This window comes from Variovorax fucosicus (assembly GCF_030316825.1).
Lineage (GTDB): Bacteria > Pseudomonadota > Gammaproteobacteria > Burkholderiales > Burkholderiaceae_C > Variovorax > Variovorax fucosicus.
On the sequence record NZ_JASZYU010000004.1, the window covers coordinates 87,809 to 102,697 of the forward strand.

The 14,889-nt window shown below is 66.9% G+C and carries 14 protein-coding genes; 10 read left to right on the forward strand and 4 right to left on the reverse strand.

Annotated elements, in window-relative coordinates:
* The 5 genes from QTI05_RS22435 (at position 1) to QTI05_RS22455 (ending at position 6,331) form a co-directional block, all read left to right on the forward strand.
* On the forward strand, positions 1-681 hold the full coding sequence (locus QTI05_RS22435; RefSeq protein WP_286619715.1) for a DUF6781 family protein: 681 nt from the start codon (positions 1-3) through the stop codon (positions 679-681).
* A 9-nt stretch (positions 682-690) separates the two neighbouring features.
* Positions 691-2,079, forward strand: a complete 1,389-nt coding sequence (locus QTI05_RS22440) for a cytochrome ubiquinol oxidase subunit I (RefSeq protein ID WP_286619716.1) — start codon at positions 691-693, stop codon at positions 2,077-2,079.
* Positions 2,076-3,080: a cytochrome d ubiquinol oxidase subunit II gene (locus QTI05_RS22445; RefSeq protein WP_286619717.1), complete on the forward strand. Its 1,005-nt coding sequence runs from the start codon at positions 2,076-2,078 to the stop codon at positions 3,078-3,080. The genes QTI05_RS22440 and QTI05_RS22445 overlap by 4 nt, the downstream gene beginning before the upstream one ends.
* A gap of 79 nt (positions 3,081-3,159) precedes the next feature.
* The gene (locus tag QTI05_RS22450; protein ID WP_286619718.1) at positions 3,160-4,929 is read left to right on the forward strand and encodes a sensor histidine kinase; all 1,770 of its coding nucleotides are present in this window, start codon (positions 3,160-3,162) and stop codon (positions 4,927-4,929) included.
* Positions 4,930-4,957: 28 nt separating this feature from the next.
* Positions 4,958-6,331, forward strand: coding sequence for a sigma-54-dependent transcriptional regulator (locus tag QTI05_RS22455; RefSeq protein WP_286619719.1), 1,374 nt, complete (start codon positions 4,958-4,960; stop codon positions 6,329-6,331).
* Positions 6,332-6,352: 21 nt separating this feature from the next.
* Here the strand turns inward: QTI05_RS22455 and QTI05_RS22460 are convergent, their stop codons facing one another.
* Both QTI05_RS22460 and QTI05_RS22465 read right to left on the reverse strand, forming a co-directional pair.
* Positions 6,353-7,597 carry an MFS transporter gene (locus QTI05_RS22460; protein WP_286619720.1) on the reverse strand — a complete coding sequence of 415 codons (1,245 nt, stop codon included), beginning with the start codon at positions 7,595-7,597 and terminating at the stop codon, positions 6,353-6,355.
* A gap of 18 nt (positions 7,598-7,615) precedes the next feature.
* Positions 7,616-8,455 carry an endonuclease/exonuclease/phosphatase family protein gene (locus QTI05_RS22465; protein ID WP_286619721.1) on the reverse strand — a complete coding sequence of 280 codons (840 nt, stop codon included), beginning with the start codon at positions 8,453-8,455 and terminating at the stop codon, positions 7,616-7,618.
* A gap of 181 nt (positions 8,456-8,636) precedes the next feature.
* On the opposite strand from QTI05_RS22465, the gene phbB reads away from it, so the two are divergent.
* From phbB to QTI05_RS22480, 3 genes are all read left to right on the forward strand, one after another.
* Positions 8,637-9,374 (forward strand): acetoacetyl-CoA reductase, encoded by a 738-nt coding sequence (gene phbB, locus QTI05_RS22470; RefSeq protein WP_286619722.1) that lies wholly within the window; start codon positions 8,637-8,639, stop codon positions 9,372-9,374.
* A 173-nt stretch (positions 9,375-9,547) separates the two neighbouring features.
* Positions 9,548-10,891 (forward strand): dicarboxylate/amino acid:cation symporter, encoded by a 1,344-nt coding sequence (locus QTI05_RS22475; RefSeq protein WP_286542922.1) that lies wholly within the window; start codon positions 9,548-9,550, stop codon positions 10,889-10,891.
* 32 nt (positions 10,892-10,923) lie between these two features.
* Positions 10,924-12,615: a cation:proton antiporter domain-containing protein gene (locus QTI05_RS22480; protein WP_286619723.1), complete on the forward strand. Its 1,692-nt coding sequence runs from the start codon at positions 10,924-10,926 to the stop codon at positions 12,613-12,615.
* 383 nt (positions 12,616-12,998) lie between these two features.
* Here the strand turns inward: QTI05_RS22480 and QTI05_RS22485 are convergent, their stop codons facing one another.
* A complete protein-coding gene (locus QTI05_RS22485) occupies positions 12,999-13,403 on the reverse strand; it encodes a hypothetical protein (protein ID WP_286542925.1) in 405 nt (134 codons plus the stop codon).
* Positions 13,404-13,640: 237 nt separating this feature from the next.
* Between QTI05_RS22485 and QTI05_RS22490 the strand changes: the two genes are divergently transcribed.
* Positions 13,641-13,886, forward strand: a complete 246-nt coding sequence (locus tag QTI05_RS22490) for a hypothetical protein (protein ID WP_286542927.1) — start codon at positions 13,641-13,643, stop codon at positions 13,884-13,886.
* 31 nt (positions 13,887-13,917) lie between these two features.
* Positions 13,918-14,484 carry a hypothetical protein gene (locus QTI05_RS22495; RefSeq protein ID WP_286542928.1) on the forward strand — a complete coding sequence of 189 codons (567 nt, stop codon included), beginning with the start codon at positions 13,918-13,920 and terminating at the stop codon, positions 14,482-14,484.
* 178 nt (positions 14,485-14,662) lie between these two features.
* Here the strand turns inward: QTI05_RS22495 and QTI05_RS22500 are convergent, their stop codons facing one another.
* Entirely contained in the window at positions 14,663-14,884 is a 222-nt protein-coding gene (locus QTI05_RS22500) for a pyocin activator PrtN family protein (protein ID WP_286657850.1), read from the reverse strand.
* Between the last annotated feature and the right edge of the window lie 5 nt (positions 14,885-14,889).

Genomic DNA, 14,889 nt, shown 5'->3' on the forward strand with positions numbered 1-14,889 from the left:
ATGATCCTCAAGAACGGCATCGATCAGGTCGCGCTGATCAACAAATTCACCGAAGCCTCGGCCAAGCAGGGCGAGTCGATCCGCAAGACGGTGCACGAAGCGACGCTCAAGGCGCTGCAGGGTCGCGAGCTCACGCTGGCGAACATCCGGCAGGTGCTGGGCTCGGTCACCAAGGCGGCCTCGGCCGGTGCGGCGGGGAGCTCGCTGCCGGCGCCCGACGTGGAAAATCTGCTCGGCAAGGTCTTTGCCGGCATGGATGGCGCGCTGGAGCAGGCCGTGCTGGCCAACCAGCGTGCGCTGCAGCAGCTGGTCGAGCAGGGCGTGAGCCTGCGCGAAACGCAGCTCAAGAAGGCGCTGGCCGACATCGAGAAGATGGAGGACGCGCTGTTCGCCACCGTGCGCAAGGCTGCAACGGCCGCGGGTGCAGCTGCCGGTGCGCCGCTGGAAGGGCCGTGGGCCGGTGTTTTCAAGTCCGCGCAGGGCAAGGGGACCGACACCGGCGCGCAGGCCACGGCCACCGTCGAGCGCCTGATGGAAGACGCGCAAAAGAGCATGCGCGACGGACGCGCGATGGGCCTGCGTGCGTCACAGGCGCTGATCGACAGCTACTCGACGCTGGTCAGCGGCGTGCTGATCGGCATGTCCGAGGCATTGAAGCAGGGCGGTGCCGCCAAGCGCTGAAATGCGACGATGGACGCCCTGATCCTCGCCCGCATGCAGTTCGCGGCCAACATCACTTTCCACATCCTGTTTCCGACCATCAGCATCGCGCTGGGCTGGCTGCTGCTGTTCTTTCGCTGGCGCTGGCTGCGCACGCGCGGCGTCGATGCGCAGCTGGCCCAGGGCTGGCTCGATGCGTACCGCTTCTGGACCAAGGTGTTCGCGCTGACTTTCGCGCTCGGCGTGGTCAGCGGCATCACCATGAGCTTCCAGTTCGGCACGAACTGGCCGGGCTTCATGGAGAAGGTGGGCAATGTGGCGGGCCCGCTGCTGGGGTACGAAGTGCTCACGGCCTTCTTCCTCGAAGCCGGATTTCTCGGCGTGATGCTGTTTGGCCACGAGAAGGTCGGCGAGCGGGTGCATCTGATGTCGACCTTCATGGTGGCCTTCGGCACCACGCTGTCGGCGTTCTGGATCCTGGCGCTGAACTCCTGGATGCAGACGCCCGCCGGGCACGAGATCATCGATGGCGAGTTCCACGTTGCCAGCTGGATGGCGGTGATCTTCAACCCCTCTTTTCCGTACCGCTTTGCGCACATGCTGCTGGCCTCGGCGCTTACCTGTGCGTTCCTCTTGATCGGCCTTTCGGCGTGGCAGGTGTTGCGCGGCGTGGGGCAGCGCAGTGCCGCGCGCGTGATGCGCGTGGGCCTCACGCTGGCGGCGGTGCTGATTCCGGTGCAGATCGTGGTGGGCGACATGCACGGCCTGAACACGCTCGAACACCAACCGGCCAAGATCGCGGCGATGGAGGGCGTGTGGGATACGGAGCGTGGTGCACCGCTGCTGCTGTTCGCCATTCCCGACGCGAAGGAGCGCAAGAACCACTTCGAGATCGCGATCCCCAACGGCGCGAGCCTGATCCTCACGCACAAGGTCGACGGCGAGCTCCGGGGCCTGAACGATTTCCCGGGCGCCCACCCGCCACCGCTGCCGATGTTCTTCGCCTTCCGCATCATGGTCGGCATGGGCATGCTGATGCTGGCCACGAGCTGGCTCGGCTGGTGGCTGTACCGGCGCGCGCAGTGGCAGCCGGCGCGGCTGCCGCGCGCGCTGCTCTGGCTTTTTGCAGGCATGACCTTCTCCGGCTGGGTGGCCACGGTGGCGGGCTGGTACGTCACCGAGATCGGCCGCCAGCCCTACGTCGTCTACGGCCTGGTGCGCACGGCCGACGTGGTTTCCAGCGTGCCGTCCGCCATGATCGGGCTGACGCTGGCGCTCTACGTCGCGCTGTACCTCGCGCTGATCGTCGCCTACGTCGCCGTGCTGAAGTACATGGCCGAGAAGCCCGAGGCGCTGCTGCCATCCCCGGCGCCGTCCGATGTGGGCATCGCGGCGGTTCTCCAGGGAGGCCGCACATGAACGCGACGAGCTTCGACGCCGCATTGCCGGTGATCTTCATGGTGCTGATGGGCGTCTCGATGCTGGTCTACGTGATCAGCGACGGCTACGACCTCGGCGTGGGCATGCTGATGCACCGCGCCACCGATGCCGAGAAGGACGTGATGGTCGCCTCGATCGGCCCGTTCTGGGACGCCAACGAAACCTGGCTGGTGCTGGGCGTGGGCATCCTGCTGGTCGCGTTCCCGAAGGCGCACGGGCTGGTGCTGGGCGAGCTCTATCTGCCGGTGGCACTGATGCTGGTCGGGCTGACGCTGCGCGGCGTGGCCTTCGACTTCCGGGTCAAGGCGCGCGACACGCACAAGCGCACCTGGGATCGCCTCTTCTTCGCCGGCTCGACGCTGGCCTCGGTGTCGCAGGGCTGGATGCTCGGGCGCTACGTGAGCGGTTTCGGCACCGGCTGGAACTACCCCGTCTTCGCGGCGGCGATCGCCGTGGCGCTGCCGATGGCCTATGTGCTGATGGGTGCGACCTGGCTGATCATGAAGACCGAGGGTGAACTGCAGGAGCGTGCCGTGCAGTGGGCGCGCACCGCCTGGGCGCCGATGGTCGGCGGCATGCTGCTGATCTCGATGGCCACGCCCTGGGTCAGCAGCACGGTGCGCGAGCGCTGGTTCGCGCTGCCCGAGATCCTGGCGCTGGCGGCGATCCCGCTGATGACGGGCGTGGCGCTCCTAGCCGTGCGCGGCCTGCTCAACACGCGCATCGTGCGCGGGCCGGTGTGCTGGCTGCCCTTCGTGCTGCTGATCATGGTGTTCGTGCTCGGCTTCCTGGGGCTGGCCTACAGCATCTACCCCTACGTGGTGATCGACCGGCTCACGATCTGGCAGGCCGCGAGCAGCGCGCCCGCGCTCAAGGTGATCCTGGTGGGTGCATGCATCTCGGTGCCGGCCATCGTGGGCTACACCGTGTTCTCCTACCGGGTTTTCCGCGGCAAGACCGGTGAACTGAGCTATGCCTGAGCAGCAGGTGCTGCGCCTGCCCGTGCATCACCGGGCTCCCACTGATGCGGCCGGCCCGGCCTTGTGCAATAACGGGCTCATGCCTTCTGAAAAAACAAGCCGCTGGCGGGCCCTGCCGCGCTGGTGCGGCGGGCTGGCCCTCGTGGCCCTGGCGGCGCTGGCCGGCCATCAGGTGGCAATGCAGACCGGGTTGGCGCGGTTGCGCGACGCGGCCGACCACCGGCTCGACATGCTGGCGACCGGACTCGATGCCGACCTGGCCCGCTTCGACTACCTGCCCGCGCTGCTGGAGATGACGCCGATCGTTCCGGCGCTGCTCGGCACCCCCTCCGATGCGGGGCTGCGCGATGCCGTTAACCGCTACCTCGACGGCGTCGGCGCCGCGGCCGGCGCCGAGATGCTCTATGTGCTCGATGCCGCGGGAACCTCGCTGGCCGCGTCCGACTGGGATCGGCCCGGCACCACGGTCGGCCAGGATCTGTCGTTCCGGCCCTACGTGATCGACGCGCTGAGCCAGGGCCGGGGCCGCTTCTACGGCGTCGGCATCACCAGCCGGCGACCGGGCTACTACCTCTCCTATGCGCTGCGCCGTGACCAGCCCACGCGCGGCGTGGTCGCCGTCAAGGTCAACCTCGAGGAGACCGAGCGCGCCTGGCGCAAGCTGCCGGGCGACGTGCTGCTGATCGATCAGCGCGGTGTGGTGATCCTGTCCACGCGCGAGAACCTGAAGTTCCGGCCGCTGCTGCCGCTCGACGGCCTGCAGCGGGCCGAGGTGCTGCGTTCCCGGCCCTATGGCGAGGCGGCGCTGCAGCCGCTGCAGTGGCGCCGCACCGAAGCCCTGGCCCGCGACGTGCAGGTCGTCGCGCTCGACGGGCAGGATCAGCTCGCCTCGGCGCGTTCGCTGCGGGGCGCGCCCTGGCAACTGGTCGTGCTCGACGAGATGACGCCGCTGCGCCTGGCGGCGCGCAATGGCGCCATCACGGCAGCCCTGGCAATGGCGGTGCTGCTGCTGGTGGCCGTCACGCTGTGGCAGCGCCGCCGTGCTGAGCGGCAGAAGCTGGCCAATCAGGCCGCGCTGCAGGCGGCGCACGACAGCCTCGAATCCACCGTGGTCGCACGCACCTCGGAACTGCGCGCGGCCCAGGGCGAGCTGGTGCATGCCGGCAAGATGGCGGCGCTCGGGCAGATGTCGGCCGGTGTGGTGCATGAGCTGAACCAGCCGCTGACCGCGATGCGCACGCTGTCCGAGAGCGCCGGCATCCTGCTCGACCACGATCGCCTCGACGACGTGCGCGGCAACCTGCAGCGCATCCGCGGCATGGTGGACCGTCTCGCGCGCCTCACGTCGCAGCTCAAGACCTTTGCGCACAAGAGCGAGTTGCCCCTTGCGCCGATCCAGCTGGCGCGCAGCATTGCCGATGCACAGCTCATCGTCGCCGAGGCACTGAAGGAGCACGGCATTGCGGTGGAGGTCGACCTGAAACCGCCGACGCTGGGCGTCATGGCCGAGGAGGCGGCGCTGGGCAGCGTGCTCGTCAACCTGATGAGAAACGCGGTCGATGCCATGCAGCAGGCGCCGCGGCGCACGCTGCGCCTCGCCGCGCGATCGCAGAATGGCCGCGTGCTGCTTGCCGTGAGCGACACTGGTTCCGGAATCCCCGCCGACATCCTGCCGCGCCTGTTCGAGCCCTTCGTCACGAGCAAGCCGGCGGGCTCGGGGCTGGGCCTGGGTCTGCTGATCTCGGCCCAGCTGGTGCGGGCAATGGACGGTACGCTGCGCGCGTCCAACCCGCCCGAAGGCGGCGCGTGCTTCATCATCGATCTGCCCGCTGCCGCGACACAGGAATGACAAGGAGTGAACAAGGAGTGAACAACAAGTGAGCGAAATCACCGCCATTCGGGTGCTGCTGGTCGAAGACGACGCCGACGTGCGTCTCAGCGTGACCCAGGCGCTGACCCTGGCCGGCTTCGAGGTCGAACCGTTTCCGAGCGTCGAACGCGCGCGCCCCCACATCAATTTCGGCGCACCGGTGGTCGTGGTCTGCGACGTGCGTCTGCCGGGCGTCAGCGGCACTGACTGGCTGCGCGAGGTGCGCACCATCGATGCCGAGCTGCCCGTGATTCTGGTGACCGGCCACGGCCACATCGCCATGGCCGTGGAGGCCATGCGCGAAGGCGCCTACGACTTCATCGAGAAGCCCTTCAGCTCCGAGCGGCTGGTCGCCATCGTGCGCCATGCCATCGAGCGCCGGCGGCTGACGCTGCAGGTGCGCTCGCTGCGCGATGCGCTCGAGAACTGGCACGGCATCCAGGCCGTTCTGATCGGCCGTTCCGCGCAGATGCAGCAGGTTCGCCGCACCGTGATGACGCTGGCCGAAACCTCGGCGGACGTGCTGATCTACGGCGAGACCGGCACCGGCAAGGAGCTCGTTGCCCGCTGCCTGCACGATCACAGCGAGCGCCGGCGACAGCACTTCGTGCCGCTCAATTGCGGCGGCCTGCCCGAGTCGCTGGCCGAGAGCGAGCTGTTCGGGCACGAGGCCGGGGCCTTCACCAGTGCCAACCGGATGCGGGTGGGAAAGTTCGAGTACGCAAACGGCGGCACGCTGTTTCTCGACGAAATCGAGAGCATGCCGATGGCGGTGCAGATCAAGCTGCTGCGCGCCCTGCAGGAGCGCACCGTGGAGCGCATCGGCTCGAACAAGGCCATTCCGTTCGACTGCCGCGTCGTCGCGGCGAGCAAGGACGACCTCAAGGATCTGAGCGATCGGCAGAAGTTCAGGGCCGACCTGTACTACCGGATCGGGGTCGCCTTCATCGAGCTGCCGCCGTTGCGCGAGCGGCGCGAAGACATCCCGTTGCTGTTCGAGCACTTCACCTTGCTGGCGGCCAGCCGGTATGAGCGCGCAGCACCCGCACCGAGCCGCGCGCAACTGGCCGATCTGATGGCCTACGCCTGGCCGGGCAACGTGCGCGAATTGCGCAACGTGGCCGATCGCTTCGTGCTCGGCCTGCTGGGCGAACGCCTGACGCAGACCCGCGGAACCTTCGATCCGCCGGCCGGCCTGCCGCGCGGGCTGCCGCAGCAGGTCGAATCGTTCGAGCGCGCCGTGATCGTCGAGGAACTGCGGCGCCACCAGGGCGATCAGCCGGCCACGGCCAGTGCGCTTTCCATCCCGCGGCAGACGCTGCACGACAAGGTGCGCAAACTCGGTATTGCGGCCGAGGAGTTCAAATCGACCAGCGAGTGAGCGCGGCCGGCCTGAAAGCGCTCAAGGGCCGGCCGCGACGGCGTGGCCTGCCATGCGCCGCTGCACCCGCACCAGCAGCGTGACCGCAATGGTCATGTTCAACAGGTTCCACGCGATGCCGTTGATGAAGGCCGCGTGGTAGCTGCCGGTCAGGTCGAACACCTTGCCGGACATCCAGCCGCCCAGCGCCATGCCGAGCAGGGTGCAGCCGATGATGGTGCCCACGCGGGCGCCTGCTTCCGCCGGCGGGAAGTGCTCGCGCACGATGATGGCGTACGAGGGCACGATGCCGCCCTGGAACAGCCCGAACAGCGCCGACACCAGGAACAGCGGCACCAGGCCGTCGAAGGGCAGGAACATGAAGAGGGCCACGCACTGCAGCACCGAGCCGAGCAGCAGCGTGCGCAGACCGCCGATGCGGTCGCAGATCGCGCCGGAGATCAGGCGGCTGGCGATGCCGCAGGCCAGCATCAGCGACAGCATCTGCGCGCCGCGGGCCGCGCCGTAGCCGAGATCGGTGCAGTAGGCGACGATGTGCACCTGCGGCATCGACATCGCCACGCAGCAGGCCACGCCGGCCACGCACAACATGCCTTGTGCGGCGCCGAGGCTCAGGCCGAACGGGCGCATGGTCGGCATCGTCACCGGCCGGCCTGCCACGTTGCCAGGGGCGGCAGCCATCACCGCCGCCGGCGGCCGCGGGCGCATGAAGAGCGCCAGCCCCGCCATCGCGAGCCCGCAGAAGATTCCCAGGCCCACGTAGGTCGCGCGCCAGCCGGCGACCTCCACGAAGTGCTGGACGATCGGCGGCCACACCGCCCCCGCGACATAGTTGCCGCTGGCGCAGACAGCCACCGCCATGCCGCGGCGCTTGACGAACCAGAGCGAGGTGTCGGCCACCAGCGGCGCGAACACGGCGCCGCTGCCCAGCCCGACGAGCACGCCCTGCACCAGCGAAAACGCAAGGATGCTGCCGGCAAGGCTGGAGGCGACGTAGCCCAGCCCCACGCACGCCGCGCCCGCCAGCAGCGGCCACATCACGCCATAGCGGTCGGCCAGCTTGCCCATGACCACGCCGCCCAGGCCGAAGCCGATCATCAGCAGGGTATAGGGGAGCGAGGCATCGGCCCGCGCAACGCCGAAGTCGGCCTGTATCGCAGGCAGCATGACCGACACCACGTACATGCCGCTGCTGCCCACCGTCATGATCAGCAGCGTGATGAAGAGCCGCCACATCGCGTAGCGTGAGTCGGCTTCATGTTTCATTGGAGGGAGTGCCATGGCCTACAGCTCGATCCATACGGGCTGGTGGTCGGATGCGCGCGTCTGCAGGTCGACGTCGATGCGCTGCACGCGCGGTGCGAGCGTGTCGCTGACGAACACGAAGTCGCAAGCCATCGGTTCCGGCCCGTGGCTGCGGTCGAACAGCCGGAAGGTCGGCGCATGCGGTGCCGTGCCATGCACCAGCGGCCAGGCGTCCTGCAGGCGCGCCGGGCCGAGGGGTTGCTGGATCGCCGTGTACTCCGGCTCGCTCGGCGCCAGGTTGAAGTCGCCGCACAGGACGGCATGCGGCGTGTGCAGCTTGGCCTGGAACGGCGAACAGCTGTCGTCGGCCTGCGGCGGCGCCGCGGCTTGCGCGCAGGCCTCGGCGTGCAGCGCACGCAGCGCCTGCGCCTGTGCCATGCGCTGCGGCTTGCTGTAGTACTCGAGGTGCGTGGTCATCACGCGCACCGCGCCGAGCACCGGGTCGCGCAACGTGACGACCGTGCACATGCGCGGCATGCTGCACACCCCGCCATCGGCCGGCCAGGGCAGGGCGTGGTGCTGCACCTGCGCGACCGGCAGGCGTGTCGCGATCAGGTTGCCGAAGCGCTGGCGCCGGCCCTGCGCATCGAACTCGTCGACCGCTGCGCCGAAGAAGATCCGGAAGCCCGGCAGCAGTGCCTGCAATTCGGCCGGCTGGTCGCCCGGCGCGCCGGGCATGCTGGCATAGCCCTGTGCGATCTCTTGCAGGCACAGTACGTCGAAGTCGCCCATGGCACGCGCGCCTTCGACGATGCGCTGCGGGCGCACGAGGCCGTCGAGGCCGCGGCACCACTGCGTGTTCCATGTAACCATTTTCATTACTTGATGCCCGCCCGCATGAGGCTTGGAGCCGGAGCGATGGCATCGATCCAGTATAGAAAGATGGAAAGCCGTTGTGACAGGTGGTTGCACGTTGGCGTCAGTGTTTTCCTCAGCCGGCGGGAGACCATTCTTGGGTACAGTTCATCAGCCTGAACGGCTCTACAACCAAGGAAAATTCATGAGCAAAAAAGTCGCATATGTCACCGGAGGGATGGGTGGCATCGGTACCGCGATCTGTCAGCGGCTTCACAAGGACGGTTTCACGGTGATCGCCGGCTGCGGCCCGACCCGTGACCATGCCAAATGGCTGGCCGAGCAGAAGGCCGAGGGCTTCGAGTTTTTCGCGTCGGTCGGCAATGTGGGCGACTGGACCTCGACGGTCGATGCATTCGCCAAATCCAAGGCCGAGCACGGCACCATCGACGTGCTGGTCAACAACGCCGGCATCACGCGCGACCGCATGTTCCTGAAGATGTCTCCGGAAGACTGGAGCGCGGTGATCGAAACCAACCTCAACAGCATGTTCAACGTCACCAAGCAGGTGGTCGGCGACATGGTCGAAAAGGGCTGGGGCCGCATCATCAACATCAGTTCGGTCAACGGCGCGAAGGGCCAGGCCGGCCAGACCAACTACTCCGCTGCCAAGGCCGGCATGCACGGCTTCACGATGGCGCTGGCGCAGGAACTGGCCAACAAGGGCGTGACGGTCAACACCGTGAGCCCGGGCTACATCGGCACCGACATGGTCAATGCGATCCGCCAGGAAGTGCTCGACAAGATCATCGCCACCATTCCGGTCAAGCGCCTCGGCAAGCCGAGCGAAATCGCTTCGATCATTTCGTGGCTGGCCACGGATGAGGGCGGCTACTCGACCGGTGCCGATTTCTCGGTCAACGGCGGTTTGCACATGCACTGAAGAGGGGTCAGCTTCCCGTCAGTACAAGACCCGCTTCGGCGGGTTTTTTCATGGGCGCTCCACTCGTGAAATTGTGGAAACCCACATGCGCGCGGCGTGCCGCGGCGCTACAGTGCACGGGTCGTACACCTCGCCCTTCGGCGGGCGCGACGCACTCTCCAGGAGACATAGCGATGTCCGCTACAACAACACCAACAACGACAAAGCCGCCGCTGTACAAATCGCTGTACCTGCAGGTGATCACCGCCGTGATCCTCGGCGTGCTGCTCGGCTACTTCTATCCCTCGGTCGGCGAAACGATGAAGCCGCTCGGCGACGGCTTCATCAAGCTCATCAAGATGATCATCGCGCCGATCATCTTCTGCACTGTCGTGGTCGGCATCGCCGGCATGGAAGACATGAAGAAGGTCGGCAAGACCGGTGGCCTGGCGCTGCTGTACTTCGAGGTCGTGAGCTCGATCGCGCTGATCGTCGGCCTGCTGCTGGTCAACCTGCTCAAGCCCGGCGCTGGCATGAACATCGATGCGGCCAGCATCGACACCAAGTCGATCGCTGCCTACACCGGCCCCGGCAAGATGGAAGGCACGGTCGACTTCCTGCTGCACGTCATTCCCAACACGCTGGTCGACGCCTTTGCCAAGGGCGAGATCCTGCAGGTGCTGCTGATCGCGGTGCTGTTCGGCTTTGCGCTGCACAAGTTCGGCGGCCGCGGCACGCTGATTTTCGACGTGATCGAAAAGGGCTCCCATGTGCTCTTCACCATCGTCAACTACATCATGAAGGTCGCGCCGATCGGTGCCTTCGGCGCGATGGCGTTCACGATCGGCAAATACGGCGTGGGTTCGCTGTTCTCGCTCGGCAAGCTGATGGGCGTGTTCTACCTGACCTGCCTGCTCTTCATCTTCGTGGTGCTGGGCACGATCGCGCGCATTCACGGCTTCAGCATCTGGAAGTTCATCAAGTACATCAAGGAAGAACTGCTGATCGTGCTGGGCACATCCTCGTCCGAGTCGGTGCTGCCGCGCATGATGGAGAAGATGGAGAACCTGGGCGCCAAGAAGACCTGCGTTGGCCTGGTGATCCCGACCGGCTACTCGTTCAACCTCGACGGCACCTCGATCTACCTGACGATGGCGGCCGTGTTCATTGCCCAGGCGACCAACACGCCGATGACCTTCATGCAGGAACTCACGCTGCTCGCAGTGCTGCTGCTCACGTCCAAGGGCGCCGCCGGCGTCACCGGCAGCGGCTTCATCGTGCTGGCGGCCACGCTGTCGGCCGTGGGCCATGTGCCGGTGGCCGGCCTCGCGTTGATCCTGGGCATCGACCGCTTCATGTCGGAAGCCCGCGCGCTGACCAACCTGATCGGCAACGGCGTCGCGACGCTCGTGGTGGCCAAGTGGACGAACGAGCTCGACATGGAGCGGCTGCACGCAGGCCTCAACAACGAGACCTGGATCGAGGCGCAGGAGCCCGAGGAGCTCATCAACGCGAAGACCGAGAAGATGGCGACCTGAAAGGGTTGGCATCGATCCTGCAAAATGGATCGATGCCGCACAGCGTTTCCCTGATCAACACCATCGCCGCCGGCCTCGGCCTGGCGCTGGTGCTCGGGTTCCTCGCGGTGCGCGTACGGCTGCCGGCGCTGGTGGGTTACCTGCTGGCGGGCGTGATCATCGGCCCGTTCACGCCCGGCTTCGTGGCCGATGCCGGCATTGCCGCGCAGCTCGCCGAGATCGGCGTCATGCTGCTGATGTTCGGGGTGGGCCTGCATTTCTCGCTCGACGACCTGCTCGCGGTGCGCAAGATCGCGGTGCCCGGCGCCCTGGTGCAGATTGCCGTGGCCACGCTGCTCGGCGCGGGCCTTGCCACCTGGTGGGGCTGGTCGGCCGGTGCGGCGCTGGTGTTCGGCCTGGCGCTGTCGGTGGCAAGCACGGTGGTGCTGCTGCGCGCGCTCGAAAGCCTGGGCATCCTCGATTCGTACACCGGTCGCATCGCGGTTGGCTGGCTGGTGGTGGAAGACCTGGCCATGGTGCTGGTGCTCGTGTTGCTGCCACCGCTGGCCGGCGCGCTCGGCGGTTCGGCCGCGCACGCAAACGCCGACCCGGTCTGGCAGACGCTCGGCCTGACGCTGCTGCAGGTGGGCGGCTTTGTCGCGCTGATGCTGGTGGTGGGCCGCCGGTTCTTTCCGTGGTTGCTGTGGCAGGTGACGCGCACCGGCTCGCGCGAGCTGTTCACGCTGTGCGTGGTGGCCGCCGCAGTGGGCATCGCGTTCGCCTCGGCGGCGTTGTTCGGCGTGTCGTTTGCGCTCGGCGCTTTCTTTGCCGGCATGGTGATGCGCGAATCCGAGTTCGCGCACCGCGCCGCACAGGAATCGCTGCCGCTGCGCGATGCCTTCGCCGTGCTGTTCTTCGTGTCGGTGGGCATGCTGTTCGATCCGTCGATCCTGCTGCAGCGGCCGCTGCAGGTGCTGGCCGTGGTCGGCGTGATCGTGGTGGGCAAGTCAGTGGCGGCCTGCGCGCTGGTGCTGCTGCTGCGCTACCCGCTGCACACGGCGCTGACGGTGAGCGCGAGCCTGGCGCAGATCGGCGAGTTCTCTTTCATCCTGGCCGGCCTGGGCGTGTCGCTGGGGCTGCTGTCGGCTGAAGGCCAGAGCCTGATTCTGGCCGGCGCCCTGATCTCGATTGCGACCAATCCGCTCTGGTTCAGCGCCATTGCGCCGCTGCAGAAATGGTTGCACGCGCGCTCCGCGCTCGCGCGCGAACTCGAGGCGCGGGACGACCCGTTGGCCGAGCTGCCCATGAGCACCGATGCGCGCTACCTGTCGCGCCAGGTGGTTCTGGTCGGCTACGGCCGCGTCGGGCGGCGCATCGCGGCGGCGCTGTCCGAGCACGACATTCCGTTCGTGGTTGCCGAGCAGAACCGTGAACTGGTCGAAAGGCTGCGCGCCAACGGGATGGCGGCCGTGTTCGGCGACGCAACCGATCCGGGCGTGCTGATCCAGGCGCACATTGCGCGGGCGCGCGTGCTGGTGGTTGCCACGCCCGACACGATCCATGTGCGCCAGATGATCGAAGCCGCCCGTACGCTCAACCCCGGCATCCTGACGGTGATTCGCAGCCACAACGAAGAAGAGGCGGCATTGCTGTCGCACGACGACACCGCCATCGTGTTCCTGGGGGAGCACGAACTCGCCCAGGCCATGGCCCGCGAGGTCGTCCGGCGCGCGGCACCGGCCTGAGCCGGGCGAAAACCAGCTCGTACCAGGTCGCGCTCAAAGACGGGGAACCCGGGCTGCGAGCTTGACGTTTCGGGGTTCGTTCGGGGTGGGCCGCTGGCGGCGGGTGGCCCCTTCCGCGAATGTCCCCCGGCCTGCGGCCTCCTCCTTTATTTCGCTGCAGGGGCCACCCACCACCATCGGCCAGGGCACGCTCTGCATATCCAGCACGAAACGGTCACGCCGCGTCCAGGCTCAGGGCGGTGGGGCACGCTGCGCAGCGAAATTAAGGAGGAGGGCGAAGCCCGGGGGACATTCGCGGAGCAGCGTGCCCCGCCGCCCTGATCCCACCCCGGAATTTCAGCGCTCAGATCCCCCGGATCGAGATCCTTGAATGCAAGACCGTATCAGAGGTCTTCGATCACCAGCGTGCGATAGCGCTGTGCCATCGAGTAAGGCACCGTGCGAACCACCGCCATCATCCGCTCGACCACCTTGGCGTCCGGCGTCTTGACCAGCAGCCCGGTGTGTCCTTCGCGCGCCAGCTTGGCATAGGCACGCACCGTGGCGCCTTCGGTGCCGGCGGAGGGCAGGGGGTCGTCGGCATGGCTGACCGTCGGCGCAATCTCCGCCAGGATGGTCGCGGAAGGCACCAGGTACACCTCGTCGGCGCTCACGTCGCTGGCGATCAGTTGCTTGCCGACCTGTTCGGCGTTGTCGCGATCCGGAAACATCACCATGGAATAGCCGGTCGGGTAGAACACGCCGCCAAAGGTGGCGAGCATGTGCGAGTCGAGTGTGAACTGCTTCATGACGGCTGCTCCTTCTAGTGGGATTAACCGCACCAGCGTAGGCGTCCGGCATGGCGTGCGCTGTAGGAGAAGCAACAAAACGTGTGCACATCCGTTGCTGAAAATACCCGGCGGCGTGTAATACCTACGTTTATTTTCTTACGCATGGTCACATTTGCACTTAATCGTGAAATTGTGGTTAGGTGTTGTGCAAACGACTGCATACGATTGGCGTACTTTCAACTTATCCCTCTCGTTTTGTCCAACTCCACGCCCAATCAGCTGCGAAACATTGCGTTGACCGTGCACGAGCTCGAGCAGGGCGAGTTCTACTGGGTGTTGATGGAAGGCGCCGACAACGACGCGCCGGCGGCTGCCGAAGAGTCGTTGCCCTACCTGCCGCTCGAGGCTGCTGTCGAGCCGTACACCACCTACGCGAACGCGCTGGTAGCGGGCGTGGCCGCGATCCGCCGAATGTTCGGCCCCAACGGCCCACGTGGCTGAGCGCACGCGGCGGCGCCCCGGAAGCATCGACATGGAAAAAAAGATACTCACGGTTCTGGTCGCAATCGCAATCGGTCTCGCAGCTGTCGGCTGGTGGTTCCGGCCCACCACGGCGGGCGAATGGGCGGCGTGGATCCAGGTTTTCGGGGTTCTGCTGGCGGTTGGCTGGAGCCTGCGGCTGCAGGCGCAGGCTTCGCGGCAGGCGCAGCGGCAGGCGGCCCAGGTCGCGGCGGCGTTTGCGTCGAACCTGCACTGGGCCTTTCGCAAGCTCAACGACGCCAGCGGCAAGCGCAGTTGGGCCGACTACAAGGTGAATCGCCGCATCCTCGAAGAAATCCTGGCGCAAGGCCGCGAAATCACGCTGCAGCTGCTCGACGGCCGGTCGCTCGCCATGGTGACCAGCCTGCGCTCGCTGGCGGTCGAGGCGCTCGAGCTGACCGAGCTGCATGGTGGTGACGGCAACTGGCCGCCGCTGCAGCTGTACTTCGAAAAGCGCCTGCCGAGCATTGCGGGGTGGCTTTCGGCCACCGGCAATCCGCCGGAAGTCAGCGGCCCCACGGACTATGCGGGCCTGCGCACCTCCCTCGGCGGCCTGTAGGCGAAAATAGGCAGCTGCCCGTCGCCGACGGGCGCGCCTCTTCGCCCTTTTTGCTCCCCATGTCCGATTCCCCGGCAAAGCTCGCCGCCGACCGCGTCTCCGTCGCCCCCATGATGGACTGGGCAGAATGCAAGCATCCATGCGGCTTCCGGGCCTGCCCGTAGCAATCCGGTAGCCATCAGCCAGCAGCACGAGCCGCCTCGCGCTGGCTGTCGATGTAGGCCGCAACGTCCGAAATGTGGGCCACCCAATCGCCAGAATCGCCCAGCTTGAACATCGGGAACGGCATCCGATGGGCATAGATCCGGTTCTGCGCCGTGCGGGGCTCGATGCTCAGCAGCGCGGACACTTCGGACAGGTTCAGGGTCGGTCGCCCGTCCGTCTGGATCAGCAGCATCATTTCGG

Coding starts and splice junctions, on each gene's coding strand:
- QTI05_RS22435 (WP_286619715.1), top strand. CDS start 1: ATGATCCTCAAGAACGGCATCGATCAGGTCGCGCTGATCAACAAATTC.
- QTI05_RS22485 (WP_286542925.1), bottom strand. CDS start 13,403: ATGAAGCAGTTCACACTCGACTCGCACATGCTCGCCACCTTTGGCGGC.
- QTI05_RS22465 (WP_286619721.1), bottom strand. CDS start 8,455: ATGAAAATGGTTACATGGAACACGCAGTGGTGCCGCGGCCTCGACGGC.
- QTI05_RS22445 (WP_286619717.1), top strand. CDS start 2,076: ATGAACGCGACGAGCTTCGACGCCGCATTGCCGGTGATCTTCATGGTG.
- QTI05_RS22440 (WP_286619716.1), top strand. CDS start 691: ATGGACGCCCTGATCCTCGCCCGCATGCAGTTCGCGGCCAACATCACT.
- QTI05_RS22495 (WP_286542928.1), top strand. CDS start 13,918: ATGGAAAAAAAGATACTCACGGTTCTGGTCGCAATCGCAATCGGTCTC.
- QTI05_RS22450 (WP_286619718.1), top strand. CDS start 3,160: ATGCCTTCTGAAAAAACAAGCCGCTGGCGGGCCCTGCCGCGCTGGTGC.
- QTI05_RS22480 (WP_286619723.1), top strand. CDS start 10,924: ATGCCGCACAGCGTTTCCCTGATCAACACCATCGCCGCCGGCCTCGGC.
- QTI05_RS22460 (WP_286619720.1), bottom strand. CDS start 7,597: ATGAAACATGAAGCCGACTCACGCTACGCGATGTGGCGGCTCTTCATC.
- QTI05_RS22475 (WP_286542922.1), top strand. CDS start 9,548: ATGTCCGCTACAACAACACCAACAACGACAAAGCCGCCGCTGTACAAA.
- phbB (WP_286619722.1), top strand. CDS start 8,637: ATGAGCAAAAAAGTCGCATATGTCACCGGAGGGATGGGTGGCATCGGT.
- QTI05_RS22500 (WP_286657850.1), bottom strand. CDS start 14,884: ATGATGCTGCTGATCCAGACGGACGGGCGACCGACCCTGAACCTGTCC.